Source organism: Mycobacterium sp. WUMAC-067 (assembly GCF_020217485.1).
In the GTDB taxonomy this organism is placed as follows: Bacteria; Actinomycetota; Actinomycetes; order Mycobacteriales; family Mycobacteriaceae; genus Mycobacterium.
Genome location: NZ_JAEKMI010000005.1, coordinates 47,061 through 67,154, shown reverse-complemented (window position 1 = coordinate 67,154; position 20,094 = coordinate 47,061). Strand labels below are relative to the sequence as shown.

Annotated in this window: 21 protein-coding genes and 1 pseudogene; 13 read left to right on the top strand and 9 right to left on the bottom strand. The window is 68.3% G+C overall.

Going from position 1 to position 20,094, the window contains the following annotated elements; all coding sequences use genetic code 11:
- Positions 1 to 25 precede the first annotated feature (25 nt).
- The 4 genes from JF781_RS04840 to JF781_RS04825 are packed head-to-tail and all read left to right on the top strand — an operon-like array spanning position 26 to position 2,634.
- The gene (locus JF781_RS04840) at positions 26 to 1,189 is read left to right on the top strand and encodes a steroid 3-ketoacyl-CoA thiolase (RefSeq protein WP_225326263.1); all 1,164 of its coding nucleotides are present in this window, start codon (positions 26 to 28) and stop codon (positions 1,187 to 1,189) included.
- Positions 1,190 to 1,195: 6 nt separating this feature from the next.
- On the top strand, positions 1,196 to 1,588 hold the full coding sequence (locus JF781_RS04835) for a hypothetical protein (RefSeq protein WP_225326262.1): 393 nt from the start codon (positions 1,196 to 1,198) through the stop codon (positions 1,586 to 1,588).
- Between the two features lie 60 nt (positions 1,589 to 1,648).
- Entirely contained in the window at positions 1,649 to 2,095 is a 447-nt protein-coding gene (locus tag JF781_RS04830; RefSeq protein ID WP_225326261.1) for a nitroreductase family deazaflavin-dependent oxidoreductase, read from the top strand.
- 38 nt (positions 2,096 to 2,133) lie between these two features.
- Positions 2,134 to 2,634 (top strand): nitroreductase family deazaflavin-dependent oxidoreductase, encoded by a 501-nt coding sequence (locus JF781_RS04825; RefSeq protein WP_225326260.1) that lies wholly within the window; start codon positions 2,134 to 2,136, stop codon positions 2,632 to 2,634.
- A gap of 19 nt (positions 2,635 to 2,653) precedes the next feature.
- On the opposite strand, the gene JF781_RS04820 is transcribed toward JF781_RS04825, so the two are convergent.
- Positions 2,654 to 3,559, bottom strand: coding sequence for an SDR family oxidoreductase (locus JF781_RS04820; RefSeq protein ID WP_225326259.1), 906 nt, complete (start codon positions 3,557 to 3,559; stop codon positions 2,654 to 2,656).
- A 14-nt stretch (positions 3,560 to 3,573) separates the two neighbouring features.
- Positions 3,574 to 4,332 (bottom strand): SDR family oxidoreductase, encoded by a 759-nt coding sequence (locus JF781_RS04815; protein WP_225326258.1) that lies wholly within the window; start codon positions 4,330 to 4,332, stop codon positions 3,574 to 3,576.
- A gap of 99 nt (positions 4,333 to 4,431) precedes the next feature.
- Here JF781_RS04815 and echA20 point away from each other — a divergent pair, with 99 nt between their 5' ends.
- The 4 genes from echA20 to ipdC are packed head-to-tail and all read left to right on the top strand — an operon-like array spanning position 4,432 to position 7,884.
- A complete protein-coding gene (gene echA20 / locus JF781_RS04810) occupies positions 4,432 to 5,190 on the top strand; it encodes a (7aS)-7a-methyl-1,5-dioxo-2,3,5,6,7,7a-hexahydro-1H-indene-carboxyl-CoA hydrolase (RefSeq protein WP_225326257.1) in 759 nt (252 codons plus the stop codon).
- Positions 5,187 to 6,071, top strand: coding sequence for a cholesterol ring-cleaving hydrolase subunit IpdA (ipdA, locus tag JF781_RS04805; RefSeq protein ID WP_225326256.1), 885 nt, complete (start codon positions 5,187 to 5,189; stop codon positions 6,069 to 6,071). Before echA20 ends, ipdA begins: the two co-directional genes overlap by 4 nt.
- Complete coding sequence (gene ipdB / locus JF781_RS04800) at positions 6,068 to 6,811, top strand: cholesterol ring-cleaving hydrolase subunit IpdB (RefSeq protein WP_225326255.1); 744 nt, start codon at positions 6,068 to 6,070, stop codon at positions 6,809 to 6,811. Before ipdA ends, ipdB begins: the two co-directional genes overlap by 4 nt.
- Entirely contained in the window at positions 6,811 to 7,884 is a 1,074-nt protein-coding gene (gene ipdC, locus JF781_RS04795) for a (3aS,4S,5R,7aS)-5-hydroxy-7a-methyl-1-oxo-octahydro-1H-indene-4-carboxyl-CoA dehydrogenase (protein WP_225326254.1), read from the top strand. Before ipdB ends, ipdC begins: the two co-directional genes overlap by 1 nt.
- A gap of 69 nt (positions 7,885 to 7,953) precedes the next feature.
- On the opposite strand, the pseudogene JF781_RS04790 reads toward ipdC, so the two are convergent.
- The 5 genes and pseudogenes from JF781_RS04790 to ipdE1 form a co-directional block, all read right to left on the bottom strand.
- Positions 7,954 to 8,821 (bottom strand): annotated as a pseudogene (locus tag JF781_RS04790) (hypothetical protein).
- Positions 8,822 to 8,922: 101 nt separating this feature from the next.
- Positions 8,923 to 10,083: a steroid 3-ketoacyl-CoA thiolase FadA6 gene (gene fadA6 / locus JF781_RS04785; RefSeq protein WP_225326253.1), complete on the bottom strand. Its 1,161-nt coding sequence runs from the start codon at positions 10,081 to 10,083 to the stop codon at positions 8,923 to 8,925.
- A gap of 54 nt (positions 10,084 to 10,137) precedes the next feature.
- Positions 10,138 to 10,740, bottom strand: a complete 603-nt coding sequence (kstR2, locus tag JF781_RS04780) for a TetR family transcriptional regulator KstR2 (protein ID WP_225326252.1) — start codon at positions 10,738 to 10,740, stop codon at positions 10,138 to 10,140.
- Positions 10,741 to 10,786: 46 nt separating this feature from the next.
- A complete protein-coding gene (gene ipdF / locus JF781_RS04775; RefSeq protein ID WP_225326251.1) occupies positions 10,787 to 11,575 on the bottom strand; it encodes a (5R,7aS)-5-hydroxy-7a-methyl-1-oxo-2,3,5,6,7,7a-hexahydro-1H-indene-carboxyl-CoA reductase in 789 nt (262 codons plus the stop codon).
- A complete protein-coding gene (gene ipdE1 / locus JF781_RS04770; RefSeq protein ID WP_225326250.1) occupies positions 11,572 to 12,720 on the bottom strand; it encodes an acyl-CoA dehydrogenase IpdE1 in 1,149 nt (382 codons plus the stop codon). The genes ipdF and ipdE1 overlap by 4 nt, the downstream gene beginning before the upstream one ends.
- A gap of 116 nt (positions 12,721 to 12,836) precedes the next feature.
- Between ipdE1 and fadD3 the strand changes: the two genes are divergently transcribed.
- Genes fadD3 through JF781_RS04745 form a run of 5 tightly spaced genes read left to right on the top strand, consistent with a single transcriptional unit; the run spans position 12,837 to position 18,577 of the window.
- Positions 12,837 to 14,372, top strand: coding sequence for a 3-((3aS,4S,7aS)-7a-methyl-1,5-dioxo-octahydro-1H-inden-4-yl)propanoate--CoA ligase FadD3 (gene fadD3 / locus JF781_RS04765; RefSeq protein ID WP_225326249.1), 1,536 nt, complete (start codon positions 12,837 to 12,839; stop codon positions 14,370 to 14,372).
- Entirely contained in the window at positions 14,372 to 15,517 is a 1,146-nt protein-coding gene (locus JF781_RS04760; protein WP_225326248.1) for an acyl-CoA dehydrogenase family protein, read from the top strand. Before fadD3 ends, JF781_RS04760 begins: the two co-directional genes overlap by 1 nt.
- Entirely contained in the window at positions 15,514 to 16,467 is a 954-nt protein-coding gene (locus JF781_RS04755) for an acyl-CoA dehydrogenase family protein (RefSeq protein ID WP_225326247.1), read from the top strand. The genes JF781_RS04760 and JF781_RS04755 overlap by 4 nt, the downstream gene beginning before the upstream one ends.
- Positions 16,464 to 17,414, top strand: coding sequence for an acyl-CoA dehydrogenase family protein (locus tag JF781_RS04750; protein WP_225326246.1), 951 nt, complete (start codon positions 16,464 to 16,466; stop codon positions 17,412 to 17,414). The genes JF781_RS04755 and JF781_RS04750 overlap by 4 nt, the downstream gene beginning before the upstream one ends.
- Positions 17,411 to 18,577 carry a pyridoxal phosphate-dependent aminotransferase gene (locus JF781_RS04745; protein WP_225326245.1) on the top strand — a complete coding sequence of 389 codons (1,167 nt, stop codon included), beginning with the start codon at positions 17,411 to 17,413 and terminating at the stop codon, positions 18,575 to 18,577. Before JF781_RS04750 ends, JF781_RS04745 begins: the two co-directional genes overlap by 4 nt.
- 7 nt (positions 18,578 to 18,584) lie before the next feature.
- Here the strand turns inward: JF781_RS04745 and JF781_RS04740 are convergent, their stop codons facing one another.
- Both JF781_RS04740 and hsaB read right to left on the bottom strand, forming a co-directional pair.
- Positions 18,585 to 19,415 carry an arylamine N-acetyltransferase gene (locus JF781_RS04740; protein WP_225326244.1) on the bottom strand — a complete coding sequence of 277 codons (831 nt, stop codon included), beginning with the start codon at positions 19,413 to 19,415 and terminating at the stop codon, positions 18,585 to 18,587.
- A gap of 115 nt (positions 19,416 to 19,530) precedes the next feature.
- Entirely contained in the window at positions 19,531 to 20,094 is a 564-nt protein-coding gene (gene hsaB / locus JF781_RS04735) for a 3-hydroxy-9,10-secoandrosta-1,3,5(10)-triene-9,17-dione monooxygenase reductase subunit (RefSeq protein WP_225326243.1), read from the bottom strand.

The window sequence follows — 20,094 nt, the reverse complement described above, 5'->3', positions numbered from 1 at the left end:
ATGAAACGTGTTCTAGCCTGACGGAATGGGTAACCCGGTAATCGTCGAAGCCACCCGCAGCCCGATCGGCAAGCGCAATGGATGGCTCTCAGGACTCCACGCCACCGAACTGCTCGGCGCGGTGCAGAAGGCACTCGTCGAGAAGGCCGGCATCGACGCCGGCGACGTCGAACAGGTCATCGGCGGTTGCGTCACACAGTACGGCGAGCAGTCCAACAACATCAGCCGGGTCAGCTGGCTGGTGGCCGGCCTGCCGGAACACGTCGGCGCCATGACCGTGGACTGCCAGTGCGGCAGCGGCCAGCAGGCCAACGGCCTGGTCGCCGGGCTGATCGCGGCGGGTGCCATCGACATCGGCATCGCCTGCGGAATCGAGGCCATGAGCCGCGTCGGGCTCGGCGCCAACGCCGGCCCCGACCGCAGCATCCTGCGGCCCGCGTCGTGGGACATCGACCTGCCCGACCAGTTCACCGCCGCGGAGCGCATCGCCAAGCGGCGCGGCATCACCCGCGAGGAGATCGACGAGTTCGGCTTCTGCTCGCAGGCCAAGGCCAAGCAGGCCTGGGACGAGGGCCGATTTGACCGGGAGATCTCCCCGATCGAAGCCCCGGCGCTCGACGAGAACAAGCAGCCGACGTCGGAGCGCGTCACCATCTCCCGCGACCAGGGCCTGCGTGAGACGACCCTGTCGGGTCTGAGCGCGCTGAAGCCAGTCCTCGAAGGCGGAATCCACACGGCGGGAACGTCGTCGCAGATCTCCGATGGTGCGGCGGCCGTGCTGTGGATGGACGAGGACAAGGCCAAGGCCCTCGGGCTGCGGCCGCGCGCCCGCATCGTCAGCCAGGCGCTGGTCGGCGCCGAGCCCTACTACCACCTCGACGGACCGGTGCAGTCGACGGCCAAGGTGCTGGAGAAGGCCGGCATGAAGATGGGCGACATCGACCTCGTCGAGATCAACGAGGCCTTCGCCTCGGTGGTGTTGTCCTGGGCGCGCGTGCACGAGCCGGACATGGCCAGGGTCAACGTCAACGGCGGCGCCATCGCGCTGGGCCACCCGGTGGGATCGACCGGCAGCCGGCTGATCACCACCGCCCTGCACGAGCTGGAGCGCACCGACCAGACCACCGCGCTGATCACGATGTGCGCGGGCGGCGCATTGTCGACCGGCACCATCATCGAGCGCATCTAGTTCCCCTTGCTCGTCTCCGAAGAGCGCCGCATCGCCGCGGCGCAGTCCTACATCGACGCGCTGGTCAGCCATGACGGCGACGCTGTCCCGTTCGCGGCCGGCTGCACCCGCATCGAACAGGGAATCAAGAACGGGTTCTCCGGAAATCATCTGCGGCGCAGCCTCAATCGTGGGCCGCAGTATCGGTTGCTCGCGCACACGACGACGCCGGAGTACCGCATCGACGGCGACGACGTGCACGCCGCGTACCAGGTGCTGACCAAGGCGGCGTTCGGCGGCCGTCGGCTCGCCGCGCACGTCACCGAGACCTTCGTCATCCCGGCCGAAAGCCCAAGCGGGAAAGCCGAAATCCACAACATCAAAGTTCGCTTCCACCCCTTCATTCACCAGCGCCGGTAACGACGCGGCCCGCATGGCGGGGTGCGGCGGAGCCGGCCAGATCGAGCACAGAGGACCGCAATGGAAAAGCCCAAATCTCTGAATTCGCCCGTCACCGGCTTCTTCATCAAGTGGATGTCGCGGGTCAACACCTGGATGTATCGCGTCAGCAAGGGTAAGTGGGGCGGCACATTCCAGAAGAGTCCGGTCGCGCTGCTGACCACCACGGGCCGCAAATCCGGGCAGCCACGCGTGAGCCCCCTGCTTTATCTGCGCGAGGGCAATCGGGTGATCCTGGTGGCATCTCAAGGCGGCCGCGACAAGCACCCGCTGTGGTACCTCAACCTCAAGGCGGACCCGAAGGTCTCGGTGCAGATCAAGGACGAGGTGCTGCATCTGCAGGCGCGCGACGCCTCGGAAGAAGAGCGCAAGGAGTACTGGCCGAAGTTGGTCGCCATGTATTCCTCGTTCGACGATTACCAGTCGTGGACCGATCGGGTGATCCCGGTCGTCATCTGCGATCCCTAAGTTTCGATTCGCCCGGATTGGGAACCATCCTGGGCAAGATGTCCGACCGTCACTGGATCCGCAATTCTCGCCCGATTGCGCTGCTGCTCAAGTACTTCGCGCGCGCGCACATTTGGGTGTACCGCCGAACCAACGGCAGGATCGGCGCGAAACTGCTGAGGTTCCCGGCGGCGCTGCTGACGACGACCGGACGCAGGTCGAACGAGCCGCGGACCACCGCAACGCTCTACCTGCGCGACGGAGAACGGGTGATCTTGCCCGCCTCCTTCGGCGGGCGCGACGAGGATCCGCTGTGGTATCTGAACCTTCAGGAGAATCCCGAGGTGCGGGTGCAGATCCATGCCCAGCGCCTGGAATTGATCGCGCGCGACGCGACCGACGCCGAGCGCGAACGCTATTGGCCGCCCCTGATGCGGATGTACCCGCCGTACCGTAGGTACCGCGAAGCCGCCGACCGGGTCATCCCGCTCGTCGTGTGCGAACCCCCTCGGCGAACGTGCACTGACGGCGAGAAATCGACCTTGGATTCATCGCCGTGAGTGCACGTTCGGCGCCGCGCTAGGCGCCGTAGACCGGAACCGGCGGGCGCGCCTTGGCGAGCAGGTCGGCGACGACGCGCCCCAGCTCCGCGGGATCCCACCGCGCCCCCTTGTCGATCTCCGGCCCGTGCGCCCAGCCCTCGGCGACACGGATCTTGCCGCCCTCGACCTCGAACACCTTGCCGGTCACGTCGCGCGATTCGGCGCTGCCCAGCCAAACCACCAGGGGGGAAACGTTTTCCGGGGCCATCGCATCGAAGTCCTGGTCCTGGGTGGACATCATCTCGGCGAACACGGTCTCGGTCATGCGGGTGCGGGCCGACGGCGCGATGGCGTTGACGGTGACGCCGTAGCGCCCCATTTCCGCCGCGCCGACGAGCGTCATCGCCGCGATGCCCGCCTTGGCAGCGCTGTAGTTGCCCTGACCGACGCTGCCCTGCAGCCCGGCGCCCGAACTGGTGTTGATGATCCGAGCGTCAACGGTTTTGCCCTCTTTGGACAGCCCGCGCCAATATGACGCGGCGTGCCGCATCGTGGCGAAGTGGCCCTTGAGGTGCACAGCGACGACGGCGTCGAACTCGTCCTCGCTGGTGTTGGCCATCATCCTGTCGCGCACGATGCCGGCGTTGTTCACCAAAACGTCCAGGCCGCCGAAGGTTTCGACCGCGGTCCGGATCAGGCCGGCCGCCTGGTCCCAGTCGGCGACGTTGGAACCATCGGCGACGGCCTCGCCACCGGCGGCGGTGATCTCGTCGACCACACCCTGGGCCGCGCTGCCGCCGCCCGCCGGCGAACCGTCGAGGCCCACCCCGATGTCGTTGACCACCACCCGCGCACCCTCGGCGGCGAAGGCCAGCGCATGCGCGCGACCGATACCTCCGCCCGCTCCGGTGACGATGACGACGCGGCCGTCAACCACTCCCATAGTTGTTGTCTCCTCTACTTGACCGCGCTCGCGGTGGTGGTGGACAGGTAGTGCGGCGGCTCGCCGCCGCCGTGCACCTCCAACGAGGCCCCGCTGATGTAGGAGGCCGCGTCCGAGGCCAAAAACGCTGCGGCCCAACCGACATCATCGGGCTTGGCCAGCCGGCCCAACGGCACATTCTTCGAGATCGCGGCGATCGATTCGGCGTCACCGTAGAACAGTTCCGACTGCTCGGTCTCCACCATGCCGACCACACAGGCGTTCACCCGGACCTTCGGCCCCCATTCGACCGCCAGGGTCTGGGTGAGGCTTTCCAGGCCCGCCTTGGCCGCACCGTAGGCGCCGGTGCCGGGCGAGGGCCGCCGGCCGGACAGGCTGCAGATGTTGACGATCGACCCGCCGCGCGGCTGGCCTTGCATCTTGTCGTTGGCGTGCTGCGAAACCGAGAGCGCCCCAATCAGATTGAGTTCGATGATCTTGCGGTTGAACTTGGCGCTGGACTCCGCGGTCAGCACGTAGGGCGATCCCCCGGCGTTGTTGACCACGACGTCGAGGCCGCCGTGCCGCTCCGCGACGGTGTCGATCAATTCCTTGACCGCGTCGTCATCGCGGACGTCGCAGGAGTGGAACTCATACGGCAGCCCCTCGACCGGCCGTCGCGCGCAGGTGACGACGGTGGCACCCTGGGCGGCGAAAACCGCGCTGATGCCGGCGCCCACCCCGCGAACGCCGCCGGTGACCAGAACCAACCGCCCGGCCAGCCCCAAGTTCATGACTTCTTCAAATGGGGGGCATGCTTCGGCGCGAGTCACTGTGCTAGCGTACCAAGCAAGTGCTTGCTTAGGTAGTTACCCCCACAAGGAAGTGGCACCGTGCCCATCACATCCAAAACCACCGAACCGGGCATCGTCGCGGTCACCGTCGACTTCCCGCCCGTCAACGCCATCCCATCGCGCGGCTGGTTCGAGCTGGCCGACACCATCACCGCGGCCGGCCACGACCCGCAAACCCACGCCGTCATCCTGCGGGCCGAGGGCCGCGGCTTCAACGCCGGGGTCGACATCAAGGAGATGCAGCGAACCGAGGGATTCACCGCGCTGATCGACGCCAACCGCGGCTGCTTCGCCGCGTTCCGCGCGGTCTATGAGTGCGCGGTGCCCGTCGTCGCGGCCGTGAACGGATTCTGCGTCGGCGGCGGCATCGGCCTGGTCGGCAACTCCGACGTCATCGTCGCCTCCGAGGACGCCACCTTCGGGCTGCCAGAGGTGGAACGCGGCGCCCTCGGCGCGGCCACCCATCTGTCCCGGCTGGTGCCCCAGCACCTGATGCGGCGGCTGTTCTTCACCGCCGCCACCGTCGACGCCGCCACCCTGCACCACTTCGGTTCGGTGCATGAGGTGGTGCCGCGGGACCAGCTGGACGAGGCCGCATTGCGGGTCGCGCGGGACATCGCCGCCAAGGACACCCGGGTCATCCGGGCGGCCAAGGAGGCGCTGAACCTGATCGACGTGCAGCGGGTCAACTCGAGTTACCGTATGGAACAAGGCTTTACGTTCGAGCTCAACCTGGCCGGCGTGGCCGACGAGCACCGCGACGCGTTCGCCGGTACGACGAAGGGCAAGGACGCGTGAGCGACAAGAGAACCACTCTCGACGAGGCCGTCGCGCAGGTGCGCAGCGGCATGACCATCGGCATCGGCGGCTGGGGATCGCGGCGCAAGCCAATGGCATTCGTGCGCGCCCTGCTGCGCACCGATGTCACCGACCTGACCGTCGTCACCTACGGCGGACCCGACCTGGGGCTGCTGTGCTCGGCCGGCAAGGTGAAGCGCGTCTACTACGGCTTCGTCTCGCTGGACTCCCCGCCGTTCTACGACCCGTGGTTCGCCAAGGCCCGGGCCGCCGGGGCGATCGAGGCCCGCGAAATGGACGAGGGCATGCTGCGCTGCGGGCTGCAGGCCGCCGCACAACGACTGCCGTTCCTGCCGATCCGGGCCGGGCTGGGCAGTTCGGTGCTCGACTTCTGGGAGGGCGAGTTGCAGACCGTCACCAGCCCGTATCCGGCGCCCGGCGGCGGCCACGAGACGCTGATCGCCATGCCGGCGCTGCGCCTGGACGCCGCCTTCGTGCACCTCAACCTCGGCGACGCCCAGGGCAATGCCGCCTACACCGGCATCGACCCGTACTTCGACGACCTGTTTCTGATGGCCGCCGATAAGCGCCACCTGTCGGTGGAGCGCGTCGTATCCACCGAGGAGCTGGTCAAGGCGGTGCCACCGCAGGCCCTGCTCGTCAACCGGATGATGGTCGACAGCGTCGTGGAGGCGCCCAACGGGGCCCACTTCACCACCGCCGCACCGGATTACCGGCGCGACGAGAAATTCCAACGGCACTACGCCGAGGCGGCCTCGACCGACGAAGGCTGGCAGAAGTTCACCCAGACCTACCTGTCGGGCAGCGAGGACGACTACCAGGCGGCGGTTCGCGCATTCGCAGAGGAGGCGTCCAAGTGAGCAGCACCCGCGCCGAGGTGTGCGCAGTGGCCTGCGCCGAATTGTTCAGGGACGCAGGCGAGATCATGGTCAGCCCGATGACCAACATGACCTCGGTCGGGGCGCGGCTGGCCCGGTTGACGTTCTCCCCCGACATCTTGCTGACCGACGGCGAGGCCCAGCTACTGGCCGACACCCCGGCGCTCGGTGCGACCGGAGCCGTGGAGGGTTGGATGCCGTTCGGCCGGGTGTTCGAGACGCTGGCCTGGGGCCGCCGCCACGTGGTGATGGGCGCCAATCAGGTTGACCGGTTTGGCAATCAGAACATCTCGGCGTTCGGCCCGTTGCAGCAACCCAAACGTCAGATGTTCGGCGTCCGCGGCGCCCCCGGCAATGCCATCAACCACGCGACCAGCTATTGGGTGGGTAACCACTCCAAGCGCGTGTTCAGCGAGAAGGTGGACGTGGTCTGCGGGATCGGCTGGGACAACGTCGATTCCGGCAATCCGGCCTTCCGCTTCGCCAACACGTACCGGGTGGTGTCGAACCTCGGCGTGTTCGACTTCGGCGGGCCCGACCGGACCATGCGGGCGCTGAGCCTGCATCCCGGGGTCGCGCCGGAGGAGGTCCGCGAAGCCACCTCGTTCGAGATCCATGGGCTCGAGGACGCCGAGGAGACGCGGCTGCCCACCGAGGACGAACTGCGCCTCATCCGCGAAACGATCGACCCGAAGTCGTTGCGCGACCGAGAGATACGCTGATGCCCAGATTGCGCACGCCGCTGACCGAGCTGGTCGGTGTCGAGCACCCGGTGGTGCAAACCGGGATGGGCTGGGTGGCCGGGGCGCGCCTGGTGTCGGCCACCGCGAACGCGGGCGGGCTGGGCATCTTGGCGTCGGCCACCATGACGCTGGACGAATTGGCGACGGCCATCGCCAAGGTCAAGGCCGCCACGGACAAGCCGTTCGGCGTGAACATCCGCGCCGACGCGGCCGATGCCGGCGATCGGGTCGATCTGATGATCCGTGAAGGCGTCAAGGTGGCGTCCTTCGCCCTGGCGCCCAAGCAGGAGCTCATCGCCCGGCTCAAAGAGGCCGGCGCGGTGGTGATTCCGTCGATCGGCGCGGCCAAGCACGCCCGCAAGGTCGCCGGGTGGGGCGCGGACGCGATGATCGTGCAGGGCGGCGAGGGTGGCGGGCACACGGGCCCGGTCGCCACGACGCTGCTGCTGCCCTCGGTACTGGACGCCGTGCGGGGCACCGGCATTCCCGTCATCGCCGCGGGCGGATTCTTCGACGGGCGCGGGCTGGCGGCCGCCCTGAGCTACGGCGCCGCCGGCGTCGCGATGGGCACGCGCTTCCTGCTGACCTCGGATTCGACCGTGCCCGACGCGGTCAAGCGGCGCTACCTGGAATCGGCGCTGGACGGCACCGTCGTCACCACCCGCGTCGACGGCATGCCGCACCGGGTGCTGCGCACCGGCCTGGTCGAGAAGCTGGAAAACGGGTCGCCGGTACGGGGTCTGACCGCCGCGGTGCGCAACGCGGCCAAGTTCAAGCACATGTCACGGATGACCTGGCGGTCGATGATCAGCGACGGCATGGCGATGCGGCACGGCAAGGAGATGACCTGGTCGCAGGTCGTCATGGCGGCCAACACCCCGATGCTGTTGAAAGCCGGTCTGGTGGATGGCAATACGGACGCCGGGGTGCTGGCCTCCGGGCAGGTGGCCGGCATTCTCGAGGACCTGCCATCGTGCGCCGAGCTGATCGATTCGATCGTGCGTGACGCCATCGAGCACCTGCGGGCAGCCTCGTCCTTTATCGAGGACTGACAGCTCCGCCGAGTGTGAATTCTGCGACGCGGCACGCCGATGGGGCGTCGCTGAATTCACTATCGGCGGTCAGGGACGCCAGCCGGCGGCGGTCAGCGCTGAGCCCACTCGGTGGGTCAGGGTGCCCTGGCGGTACCTGAGCATGTCGCCGCTCACCCGGATGATCGTCCAGCCGTTCTCAGAGAGTTCGGCGTGGCGATCGATGTCGCGGTTGCGTTGCATCGGGTCCGTCCAATGCAGCGCCCCGTCATACTCCACTCCGACAAGGAACTCCTCCCAACCGATGTCGATGCGTGCAATGAGATAGCCGCCGGGAACGACAACGGGGGTCTGGGTACGAGGAACAGGAAATCCTGCGTCTAGGAGCACCAAGCGAGTTCGCGTCTCCTGTGGGGACTCCGAGCCTCCGTCGACAAGCGGCAGTATCCGTCGCAACCGAACCACACCGCGCGCACCGGTTTTCTCGGCGGCCATGGCCTCGACATCACTGGCTTTCACGTCGGTTGCGTTCATGAGCGCGTCGAGCCGCTGAACGGCCTGCAGCCGTGGGATGGTGCGCCGCCCGATATCGAATGCGGTTCGAGCCGGCGTGGTTACCGCAACGTCGCTGACCGTGAGCACTTCGTGCGGGCTCAAGGTATCCGTGTGGACCGTGATCCCGCGGGGAGGCCGTCGGTTGTCGTGCACGAGTTCGGCGTCGAGTGCCGGGCTTACCCACTTCGTTCCCAGCAACGCCGCCGCCGAATTGCCCGCGACGACTGCCTTGCGCCGCGACCACAGCCACGCCGCAAATGCACGCTGGGCGGCGGTCAACTCGATGCCGGCCGGCGCGTACACCGGGATAGATGGGTTCGTGCAGGGCACGCATCGCCCGCTCCGGCAGGGCCTTCGCTGCCAACGTCTCCGAGCCCAAGAATGGCCACGGGTGTTCTTTCATGGGCGAATGCTGGCACCACCCACCGACAGCTCCGCCGAGTGTGAATTCTGCGACGCGACACGCCGAGCAAGCGTCGGCTGGTTCACACTCGGCGCAAGAGGCTACAAGCGCTCGATGATGGTCACGTTTGCGGTGCCCCCGCCCTCGCACATGGTCTGCAGGCCGTAGCGGCCGCCGGTGCGCTCGAGCTCGTTGAGCATCGTGGTGAACAGCTTGGCGCCGGTGGCGCCCAGCGGGTGCCCGAGCGCGATCGCGCCGCCGTTGGGGTTGACCTTCTCCGGGTCCGCCTTGACCTCCTTGAGCCACGCCAAGACCACCGGCGCGAAGGCCTCATTGATCTCGACGGTGTCGATGTCGTCGATCGACAGCCCGGTCTTGTCCAGCGCGTAGCGGGTCGCCGGAATGGGCCCGGTCAGCATGAACACCGGGTCGGCGGCGCGGGCACTGATGTGGTGGATGCGGGCCCGTGGCTTGAGTCCATGCTCCTTGACGGCCCGCTCGGACGCCAGTAGCACTGCGCTGGCCCCGTCGGAGATCTGGCTGGCCATGGCCGCCGTCAGCCGGCCGCCCTCGACCAGCGGCTTGAGGCCGGCCATCTTCTCCAGCGACGACTCGCGCGGGCCCTCGTCGACCCGGAACGGGCCGGATTCGGTTTCGACGGTGATGATTTCGTTGTCGAAGTGGCCGCCACGGATCGCCGCGAAGGCGCGCTCGTGACTGGTCAGCGCGTAGCGCTCCATCTCTTCGCGCGACAGGTTCCACTTCTCGGCGATCAGCTCCGAACCGCGGAACTGCGAGATCTCCTGATCGCCGTAGCGGTGCAGCCACTGCTTGGACTCGTTGGTCGGCGAGGTGAAGCCGAACTGTTCGCCCACGGTCATGGCCGACGAGATCGGGATCTGGCTCATGTTCTGCACGCCCCCGGCGACGATGAGGTCGGCGGTGCCGGACAGAATCGCCTGTGCGCCAAAGGAAATGGCCTGCTGGCTGGATCCGCATTGCCGGTCGACGGTGACGCCGGGCACCTCTTCGGGGTAGCCGGCGGCCAGCCACGAGAGCCGCGCGATGTTGCCCGCCTGGGCGCCGATCGCATCGACGCAGCCGGCGATCACGTCGTCGACGGCGGCGGGGTCGACGTCGACCCGGTCGAGAAGTCCGCGCCATCCCAGGGCACCCAGGTCGACCGGATGCACCCCGGCCAGCGATCCGCCGCGCTTGCCGACCGCGGTACGCACCGCGTCGATGACGTAGGCCTCAGCCATTGTGTCGCTCCTCCTCATCGCTTCGCTCTGCATCGTCGCCGACACGAGCCATGTTCAGATTCCTTCTTTGGTGATCCCGCCAAGAACGATGGCGAGGTATTGCTGACCCACCTGCTGCGCGGTGAGCGGACCGCCGGGCTGATACCAGCGCACCGACACCCACGTGGTGTCACGGATGAAACGGTAGACGAGGTCGACGTCGAGGTCGGGCCGGAAGTAGCCCTCGTCGACGCCCTGATGTAGCAGCTCGAGCCACATCTTGCGCTGCTGCCGGTTCATGTCCTCGATGTAGGAGAACCGGGGTTGCGACAGCAGCCGCTGTGCTTCGTCCTGGTAGATGACGACCTGCGCATGCCGATGCTCGATCGCCTCGAACGACGCCATGAACAGCCCCTTGAGCCGCTCCAGGGGGTTGGCCTCCCCGTCCACGATCTCGCGGTAACGGGTGAACAACCAGTCCAAGAAGCTGCGCAGCAGCTCGTCGACCATCTCCTCTTTGGACGAGAAGTGGTGATAGAGACTGCCGGAGAGGATGCCGGCGCTGTCGGCGATGTCGCGCACGGTGGTGGCGCGCAGGCCACGCTCGGCGAACATGGTCGCGGCAAGCTCCAGCAACTCGTCTCGCCGGCTGTTGGCCTGACCGGTCACTCGGTCCACCCGACCAGAGTATCAACCAAGCGCTTGCTTGGCTAGCGGGCGGCGCTCACGGATGCTGACTGGATACCGAGATGACCTCACCGGTCAGGTAGCTCGAGTAGTCGCTGGCGAGGAAGGCGATGGTGGCCGCGACCTCCCACGGCTCGGCGGCCCGGCCAAAGGCTTCGCCGGCCGAGAGCCGATCGAGTAACTCCGACGAGGACGTCTTCTCGAGGAACTTGTGCCGCGCGATGCTCGGCGACACCGCGTTGATCCGTACCCCATACTCGGCGGCTTCGATTGCGCTGCACCGGGTTAGGGCCATCACGCCGGCCTTGGCGGCCGCGTAGTGCGACTGCGAGTGCTGGGCCCGCCAGCCCAGGACGCTGGCGTTGTTGACGATGACGCCGCCGTGTGGTGCCTCGCGGAAGTAGCGCAGCGCCGCGCGCGTGGCACGCAGCACCGACGTCAGCGTCACGTTGAGGACGCGATCCCATTCCTCGTCGGTCATGTCGACGACCGGCGTCTGTCCGCCGAGCCCGGCGTTGTTGACCAGCACGTCGATCCGGCCCATCCGGGCGGTGGTCGAAGCGATGAGGGCGTCGACTTGAGCGGTCGAGGTCACGTCGCAGACCACGTGCTCGACGCGGCCCTGGCCCAGCGCGGACAGCTCCTCGGCCGTCTCGCCCAGGCGCCGTTCGTGGTGGTCGGAGATCAGCACGTCGGCCCCCTCGGCCAGCGCCCGCCGCGCAGTCGCCGCGCCGATCCCGGTGCCGGCGGCGGCGGTCACGACCACCACCTTGCCTTGCAGAAGTCCGTGTCCGGCAATCTCTTTGGGAGCTTCGGACAGACTCATCCCTTGACCTCTCGCGGTAGGCCGAGCACCCGCTCGGCAATGATGTTGCGCTGGATCTCGTTGGACCCGCCATAGATGGTGTCGGCGCGGGTGAACAGGAACAGCCGCTGCCATTCGTCGAACTCGCCGTCGGCCAGGGTCAGGCCCGGTTTGCCGACGACGTCCATCGCCAGCTCGCCCAGATCGCGATGCCAGTTGGCCCACAACAGCTTCGACACGTTGTCCTGCCCCGGCTGCTCGACGTCCATGGTGGCCAGCGCGTACGAACGCATGGCCCGCAACCCGGTCCACGCCCGGGTCAGGCGCTCACGGATGAACGGATCGTCGGCCGCACCGGTGCGCTGCGCGAGCTCGGCCAGGTTGGAAAGCTCACGGGCGTAACGGATTTGTTGCCCGAGCGTCGACACGCCGCGTTCGAAGGTCAGCGTGCCCATGGCGACCCGCCAGCCGTCACCGGGCTCGCCGACCACCAGGTCCGCATCGGTGCGGGCGTCGTCGAAGAACACCTCGTTGAATTCCGAGTCACCGGTCAGCTGGATGATCGGCCGCACTTCCACGCCCTGCTGGTCCAGCGGCACCAGCAGATACGACAGCCCCGCGTGCCGCTTGGAGCCCTTTTCGGTGCGCGCGACCACAAAGCACCATTGCGCCCAGTGCGCCAACGACGTCCACACCTTCTGGCCGTTGATCACCCAGTGGTCGCCGTCGAGCTCGGCGGTGGTCGCCACGTTGGCCAGGTCGCTGCCGGCGCCCGGCTCCGAATAGCCCTGGCACCACAGCTCGGTGACATCCAGAATCCGCGGCAGGAAACGCTGCTGCTGCTCGGGCGTCCCGAACGCGATCAGCGTCGGCCCCAGCAGCTCCTCGCCGAAGTGATTGACCTTGTCCGGGGCGTCAGCGCGGGCGTACTCCTCGTAGAACGCCACGCGGTGCGCGGTGGAGAGACCGCGGCCGCCATGTTCGACCGGCCAGCCCAGGCAGGTGAGTCCGGCCTTGGCGAGATGTTGGTTCCAGGCCCGGCGTTCCTCGAAGGCCTCGTGCTCACGGCCGGGACCACCAAGGCCCTTGAGGGCTGCGAATTCGCCGACCAGATTGTCGGCGAGCCAAGAGCGGACCTCGGCCCGGAACTCCTCGACGTCCTGCATGCCTTGTAGGCTAACCTACCAAGCACTTGCTTTGTAGCTCGGTCACGAGGCATGCCATGTGGCGGCATGAGGAGGAACCGAGCGATCGCACTCAGAGCATTCGAGGAGCGTCGCCGATGACCACCGATCCCCGCACCGTGCCCGCGGCGCTGGATCGTTTCGCGGGCCGACTCCCCGATCACGACGCCCTGATCACCGAGGAACGATCCTTCACCGCCGCCGCCTTGCGCGACGAGGTGCACCGGGCGGCGGCGGCACTGATCGCGCTGGGTGTGCAGGCCGGCGACCGGGTGGCGATCTGGTCCCCCAACACCTGGCATTGGGTGGTGGCCTGCCTGGCCATCCACCACGCCGGCGCCGCCATGGTTCCGCTGAACACCCGCTACACGGCCGCGGAGGCCGGTGACATCCTGGCCCGCGTCGAGGCGCCGGTGCTGTTCGGCATGGGCGAGTTCCTGGGCAACGATCGCGTCGCCGATCTGGATCGGGCGGCGCTGCCCGCGTTGCGGCACATCGTGCGGATACCGATCGACGCACCAGATGGCACCTGGGACGAGTTCGTCGCCGGCGGCACCGACCTCGACGCGGTCGCCGCCCGGGCCGCGGCGGTCACGCCCGACGACGTCAGCGACGTCCTGTTCACCTCGGGCACCACCGGCCGCAGCAAAGGCGTGCTGTGCGCGCACCGGCAGTCGCTGTCGGCCTCGGCGTCGTGGGCGGCCAACGGCAAGATCACCGCCGACGACCGCTACCTGTGCATCAACCCGTTCTTTCACAACTTCGGCTACAAGGCCGGCATCCTGGCCTGTCTGCAGACCGGCGCGACGCTGATCCCCCACCTCACCTTCGACCCGCTGCGCGCGCTGCAGGCGATCGAGCAACACCGCATCACCGTATTGCCCGGTCCGCCAACGATTTACCAGACCTTGCTGGATCATCCGGCTCGCGACGATTACGACCTGAGCTCGCTGCGCTTCGCGGTGACCGGGGCGGCCACCGTGCCGGTCGTGTTGGTCGAGCGCATGCAGTCCGAACTCGACATCGACATCGTGCTGACCGCCTACGGGCTCACCGAGGCCAACGGCATGGGCACCATGTGCCGCGCCGACGACGACGCCGTCACCGTCGCCACCACCTGCGGGCGCCCGTTCGCCGACTTCGAATTGCGCATCGACTCCGGGGAATCCGGCGAATCGGGAGAGGTGCTGCTGCGCGGGCCCAACGTGATGCTGGGCTACCTCGACGACCCGCGGGCCACCGCGGCCGCCATCGACGCCGACGGTTGGCTGCACACCGGTGACATCGGCGTGCTCGACGCGGCCGGCAACCTGCGCATCACCGACCGGCTCAAAGACATGTACATCTGCGGAGGATTCAACGTGTACCCCGCCGAGATCGAGCAGGTGCTGGCCCGCCTCGACGGCGTGGCCGACGCCGCGGTGATCGGGGTTCCCGACGAGCGGCTCGGCGAAGTGGGCCGGGCGTTCCTGGTCACCCGGCCCGGCGCGCAACTCGACGAACAATCTGTGATCGCTTACACCCGTGAGCATTTGGCGAACTTCAAGGCGCCGAGGTCGGTGCGGTTCGTCGACGCGTTGCCGCGCAATGCGGGCGGCAAGGTGGTCAAACCACAACTGCGAGAGCTGGACTGATGGATCTGGATCTAGACGACGACACCTTGGCCTTCCAGGCCGAGGTCCGGGAATTCTTGTCGGCCAACGCCGAGTCGATCCCGACGAAGTCATACGACAACGCCGAAGGCTTTGACCAGCACCGGCGTTGGGACCGGGTGCTGTTCGACGCCGGGCTTTCGGTGATCACCTGGCCGAAGCGCTACGGCGGCCGCGACGCGCCGCTGCTGCACTGGGTGGTGTTCGAAGAGGAGTACTTCCGCGCCGGGGCGCCGGGCCGGGCCAGCGCCAACGGCACCTCGATGCTGGCGCCGACCCTGTTCGCGCACGGCACCGAAGAGCAACAGGCCCGGATCCTGCCGAAAATGGCCAGCGGCGAAGAGATCTGGGCGCAGGCGTGGTCGGAGCCCGAGTCCGGCAGCGACCTGGCGTCGCTGCGGTCCACCGCCACACAGACCGACGGCGGCTGGCTGCTCAACGGGCAGAAGATCTGGAGCTCGCGGGCGCCGTTCGCCGAGCGGGGATTCGGGCTGTTCCGGTCCGACCCCGGCGCCGAGCGCCACAACGGGCTGACCTACTTCATGTTCGACCTGAAGGCCAAGGGCATCACGGTGCGGCCGATCGTCCAACTCGGCGGCGACACCGGATTCGGCGAGATCTTCCTCGACGACGTCTTCGTTCCCGACGAGGACGTGATCGGCACCCCGCACGAGGGCTGGCGGGCGGCCATGAGCACGTCGAGCAACGAACGCGGCATGTCGCTGCGCAGCCCGGCCCGCTTCCTGGCGACGGCGGAACGGTTGGTGCAGCTGTGGAAGGACAGCGGCGCGCCGGCGGCGTTCGCCGACCGGGTCGCCGACGGCTGGATCAAGGCGCAGGCCTACCGGCTGCAGACCTTCGGCACGGTGACCAGGCTGGCCCTCGGCGGCGAGCTGGGCGCCGAATCGTCGGTGACCAAAGTGTTCTGGTCCGACCTCGACGTCGAACTGCACCAGACCGCGCTCGACCTCCTCGCCGCGGACGGGGAACTCGCCGGCCCGTGGACCGAAGGCCTGCTGTTCGCGCTGGGCGGTCCGATCTACGCCGGCACCAACGAAATTCAGCGCAACATCATCTCCGAGCGGTTGCTGGGCCTGCCGCGCGAGAAGTCCGGAGGCAAGAAGTGAAATTTGCGCTAGACGAACAGCAGCGTGACTTCGCCGCCAGCATCGATGCCGCGCTCGGCGCCGCGGACCTGCCCGGCGCCGTGCGCGCGTGGGCCGCGGGCGACACCGCGCCGGGCCGCAAGGTGTGGGAACAGCTGGCAAACCTGGGCGTCACGGCCCTGGCCGTGCCGGAGAAATTCGACGGCATCGAGGCAGAGCCGATCGACCTGGTCGTCGCCCTCGAGCGCCTCGGGCACTGGTGCGTGCCCGGCCCGGTGGTCGAATCCATCGCTGTGGCACCGATATTGCTCGCCTCCGACGACCACGCCGAGCGGTGTGCCGGGCTCGCGTCCGGCGAACTCATCGCCACGGTCGCGCTGCCGCCGCGGGTACCGCGGGCCGTTGACGCCGACGCGGCCGGCCTGGTGCTGCTGGCCGGCTTAAACGAGACTGATGGGGTCACCGAAGCCACCGCGGGTGACGAGCACGAGTCCGTCGACCCCAGCCGCCGGTTGTACGACGTGACCCCGACCGGCTCGACGTGGCGGGCGGACACCAAGCGCGCCTTCGAGTTCGGCGCGCTGGCCACCGCGGCGCAACTGGTCGGCGCCGCCGAGGCGCTGCGCGACGCCGCCGTCGACTACGCCAAGCAACGCACCCAGTTCGGCCGGGTGATCGGCTCGTATCAGGCGATCAAACACAAGCTCGCCGATGTGCACATCGCCATCGAGCTGGCCCGGCCGCTGGTGCACGGCGCGGCGTTGACGCTGGACCCGCGCGACGTGAGCGCGGCCAAGGCGGCGGCGTCCGAGGCCGGACTGCTGGCGGCGCGCTCGGCGCTGCAGACCCACGGCGCGATCGGCTTCACCCAGGAACACGACCTGTCGCTGTTGCTGCTGCGGGTGCAGGCCTTGCGGTCCGCGTGGGGGACGCCGGAGGAACATCGGCGGCGAGTGCTGGAGGCGCTATGAGTGAAGAACGGCAGATGCTGGCCGAGACCGTTGCCGCCCTGGTGGCCAAGCACGCCGGCCCGGCCGCGGTGCGCGCCGCCATGGAATCCGACCGCGGCTACGACGAATCGCTCTGGCAGCTGCTGTGCGAGCAGGTCGGCGCCGCGGCCCTGGTGATCCCTGAGGAGCTGGGCGGCGCCGGCGGCGAATTGGCGGACGCCGCAGCGGTTTTGCAGGAACTGGGCCGCGCCCTGGTGCCCTCCCCGCTGCTGGGCACCACGCTCGCCGAGCTGGCGCTGCTCAGCGCGCCCGAGCCGGACGCCGCGACGCTGGTGCGCCTGGCCGAGGGCGCCGCGATCGGCGCGCTGGCGCTCGATCCCGACTACGTGGTCAACGGCGACGTCGCCGACGTCGTGGTCGCCGTCGAGGACGGCCGGCTGAGCAGGTGGACCCGGTTCAGCGCGCAGGCCGTCACCACCATGGACCCGACCCGACGCCTGGCGCGGGTGCAACCGGAGGAGACCGAGGCGATCGGAACGGACCCTGGCCTGGCGGACACGGCGGCCATCCTGCTGGCCGCCGAGCAGATCGGCGCCGCCGAACGCTGTCTGGAGCTGACCGTCGAGTATGCCAAGGACCGCGTGCAATTCGGCCGGCCGATCGGCAGCTTTCAGGCGCTCAAGCATCGGATGGCCGATCTGTATGTCACCGTCGCCGCGGCGAAGGCCGTCGTGTCCGACGCGTGTGACGACCCCACTCCCACCAACGCCGCCGCCGCCCGGCTGGCCGCCACCGAGGCGCTGAACACCGTGGCCGCCGAAGGCATCCAGTTGCACGGCGGCATCGCGATCACCTGGGAACACGACATGCACCTGTACTTCAAACGCGCCCACGGCAGCGCGCACCTGCTGGATTCGCCCCGACAGTTGCTTAACCGCCTGGAATCCGAGGTACTCCAGACGCCGTGACCGACCGTGTCTCGCTGCGCGCGGGCATCCCACCGTTCTATGTGATGGATGTCTGGCTGGCGGCCGCCGAACGCCAGCGCAGCCACGGCGATCTGGTCAACCTGTCGGCGGGCCAGCCCAGCGTGGGCGCGCCCGAGCCGGTGCGGGCGGCGGCCGCGGCGGCGGTGCACTCCAACGAGCTGGGTTACTCGGTGTCGCTGGGCATTCCCGAGCTGCGCGCCGCGATCGCCGGGGACTACCGGCGCCAGCACGGGCTCGACGTCGAACCCGACGCCGTGGTGATCACCACGGGCTCCTCGGGTGGATTTCTACTCACCTTCCTGGCCTGCTTCGACGTCGGCGACCGGGTGGCGCTGGCCACTCCCGGTTACCCGTGCTACCGAAACATCTTGTCGGCGCTGGGATGCGAGGTGGTGGAGATCCCCTGCGGGCCGCAGACCCGCTTCCAGCCCACCGCGCGGATGCTCGCCGAACTCGACCCGCCGGTGCAGGGAGTCATCGTGGCGAGCCCCGCCAACCCCACCGGAACGGTTATCGCCCCGGACGAGCTGGCCGCGATCGCCGCCTGGTGCGATGCGTCCGGAGCGCGGCTGATCAGCGACGAGGTCTACCACGGGCTGGTCTACGAGGGCGCGCCGCAGACCAGCTGCGCGTGGCAGACATCGCGAAATGCCGTGGTGGTCAACAGCTTTTCGAAGTACTACGCGATGACGGGCTGGCGGCTGGGCTGGCTGTTGGTGCCGGCCGAGTTACGCCGTGCGGTGGATTGCCTCACCGGGAACTTCACCATCTGCCCGCCCGTGCTCTCGCAGCTGGCCGCGGTGGCGGCCTTCACCCCGGAGGCCACCGCCGAAGCCGACGGCCACCTGCACCACTACGCCACCAACCGCTCGCTGCTGCTGGACGGGCTGCGCGGCATCGGCGTCGAGCGCCTGGCCCCCACCGACGGCGCCTTCTATGTGTACGCCGACGTCTCGGATTACACCGACAACTCGATGGAGTTCTGCTCAAAACTGTTGGAAGAGACCGGCATCGCCATCGCGCCCGGTATCGACTTCGACACCGCCCGCGGCAATTCGTTCGTCCGGATGTCCTTCGCCGGGCCCACCGCCGACATCGAGGAAGCGGTGCGACGGCTCGGCCCGTGGCTTTCGGCCCGCTAGCCGAGGACTAGGCGTCCAGCACCTGCCCGATGCGGGCCTCGAGCGCACCGCGCTCGCCGATCCCGGTCACGTCGATGCCGAATCGGTCACCGAGGACGTCGACGACCGCCGCCGCATCATCGAGCCGGATTTTCTCGCTGCCGTCGGCGCGGTGGATGGTCAGGTTGCGGCCGGCCAGGTTGTAGCGGGCGTCGGCGGTCGTCACCGCAGCCATCAGCGCGGTCACGAAGTGCGACTCGGGGTGCGTGGAGACGTACCAGCTGCCCACCCTCAGATCGATCTGCGGAACGGTCTGGGTGCCGAACACGTACAGCGGTTTCCACTCGTCGCGGAGCAGGGCTTGCAGCACCAGGCCGTCGCCGCGATCGTTGAGCCGGTACGGCTCGTGCGTTGTCTGCTGGGCGTTTCCGGTCTCGAAGCGGATGGGTGAGGTCAGCGTCTGACCACCGAACCCGACGTCGACCAGATAGGAGCCCTGCGAGCCCGGGAACGTCACCGCCAACGCCGTGTGTGTCTGGGCGCCGGGCGGCGCGTCGGGCGGCTGCATCCACACCACCCGCCCGGCCAGGCGGCGCACCCGGAAGCCGATCTCGGCCAGCACGTACCCCATCAGGCCGTTCTGCTCGTAGCAGTAACCGCCCCGGCGCCGGTACACCAGCTTGTCGGTGAGGGCTTCGGGGCTCAGGTCGTCGACCGGCACCCCCATCAGCGGATCGAGGTTCTCGAACGGGATCGACCCGGTGTGCGCGGTCATCAGATCCTGCAGCACCTCAAGATTCGGCTCGGCCGCGCCGCGGTAGTCGATGCGATCGAAGTACGCGCCCAGATCCAGCGTCATGGAACCATTCTGGGCCCCGCGCGGGGCTCTACGGCGGCCGGGTGTCCCGCGGCCGTAACGCCACGGCGGAAGAACACGCGAAAAAGTCGCCGTGGCGTTACGCCCGCGGGACGCTCTAGAGCCAGGTGTCCTGGGTGGTGGTGGTGAGGAAGGCTTCCAGGTCATCGCGCCACTGCGCCGGCGTCGTCTTGTCCGGTTCGATGCCCGTGTATTCACCGCGATAGAACAGCAGCGGGCGCGGCTTGATCTTGGGCGCCTCCGAAAGCGATTGCACCGCACCGAACACCACGAAGTGGTCTCCCCCGTCGTGCGCGGAGGCCACCGTGCAGTCGATGTAGGCCAGCGACCCGTCGATGATCGGTGACCCGAGATCGGAAGGGTGCCAGTCGATGCCGGCGAATTTATCGGGTTCCTTGGAGCCGAACCTGGCCGAGACGTGCTTCTGGTGCTCGGTCAGCATGTTGACGCAAAACCGGCCGGAGGCCTCGATGGCCTTCCAGGACCGTGACACCTTGGTCGGGCAGAACAGCACCAGCGGCGGGTCCAGCGACAGCGCCGCGAACGACTGGCAGGCGAAGCCGACGGGGGCGTCGTCGTGCATCGTGGTGATGATGGTGATGCCGGTGCAGAACTGGCCCAGCACCTGCCGGAAGGTCCGCGGATCGATGGGCGCTGACAT

What these genes read in the sequence shown, in the direction of transcription:
- JF781_RS04840 (WP_225326263.1), top strand. Translation starts at nt 26, where the DNA reads ATGGGTAACCCGGTAATCGTCGAAGCCACCCGCAGCCCGATCGGCAAG.
- JF781_RS04830 (WP_225326261.1), top strand. Translation starts at nt 1,649, where the DNA reads ATGGAAAAGCCCAAATCTCTGAATTCGCCCGTCACCGGCTTCTTCATC.
- JF781_RS04825 (WP_225326260.1), top strand. Translation starts at nt 2,134, where the DNA reads ATGTCCGACCGTCACTGGATCCGCAATTCTCGCCCGATTGCGCTGCTG.
- JF781_RS04820 (WP_225326259.1), bottom strand. Translation starts at nt 3,559, where the DNA reads ATGGGAGTGGTTGACGGCCGCGTCGTCATCGTCACCGGAGCGGGCGGA.
- JF781_RS04815 (WP_225326258.1), bottom strand. Translation starts at nt 4,332, where the DNA reads ATGAACTTGGGGCTGGCCGGGCGGTTGGTTCTGGTCACCGGCGGCGTT.
- ipdC (WP_225326254.1), top strand. Translation starts at nt 6,811, where the DNA reads ATGCCCAGATTGCGCACGCCGCTGACCGAGCTGGTCGGTGTCGAGCAC.
- fadA6 (WP_225326253.1), bottom strand. Translation starts at nt 10,083, where the DNA reads ATGGCTGAGGCCTACGTCATCGACGCGGTGCGTACCGCGGTCGGCAAG.
- ipdF (WP_225326251.1), bottom strand. Translation starts at nt 11,575, where the DNA reads ATGAGTCTGTCCGAAGCTCCCAAAGAGATTGCCGGACACGGACTTCTG.
- ipdE1 (WP_225326250.1), bottom strand. Translation starts at nt 12,720, where the DNA reads ATGCAGGACGTCGAGGAGTTCCGGGCCGAGGTCCGCTCTTGGCTCGCC.
- fadD3 (WP_225326249.1), top strand. Translation starts at nt 12,837, where the DNA reads ATGACCACCGATCCCCGCACCGTGCCCGCGGCGCTGGATCGTTTCGCG.
- JF781_RS04760 (WP_225326248.1), top strand. Translation starts at nt 14,372, where the DNA reads ATGGATCTGGATCTAGACGACGACACCTTGGCCTTCCAGGCCGAGGTC.
- JF781_RS04750 (WP_225326246.1), top strand. Translation starts at nt 16,464, where the DNA reads ATGAGTGAAGAACGGCAGATGCTGGCCGAGACCGTTGCCGCCCTGGTG.
- JF781_RS04740 (WP_225326244.1), bottom strand. Translation starts at nt 19,415, where the DNA reads ATGACGCTGGATCTGGGCGCGTACTTCGATCGCATCGACTACCGCGGC.
- hsaB (WP_225326243.1), bottom strand. Translation starts at nt 20,094, where the DNA reads ATGTCAGCGCCCATCGATCCGCGGACCTTCCGGCAGGTGCTGGGCCAG.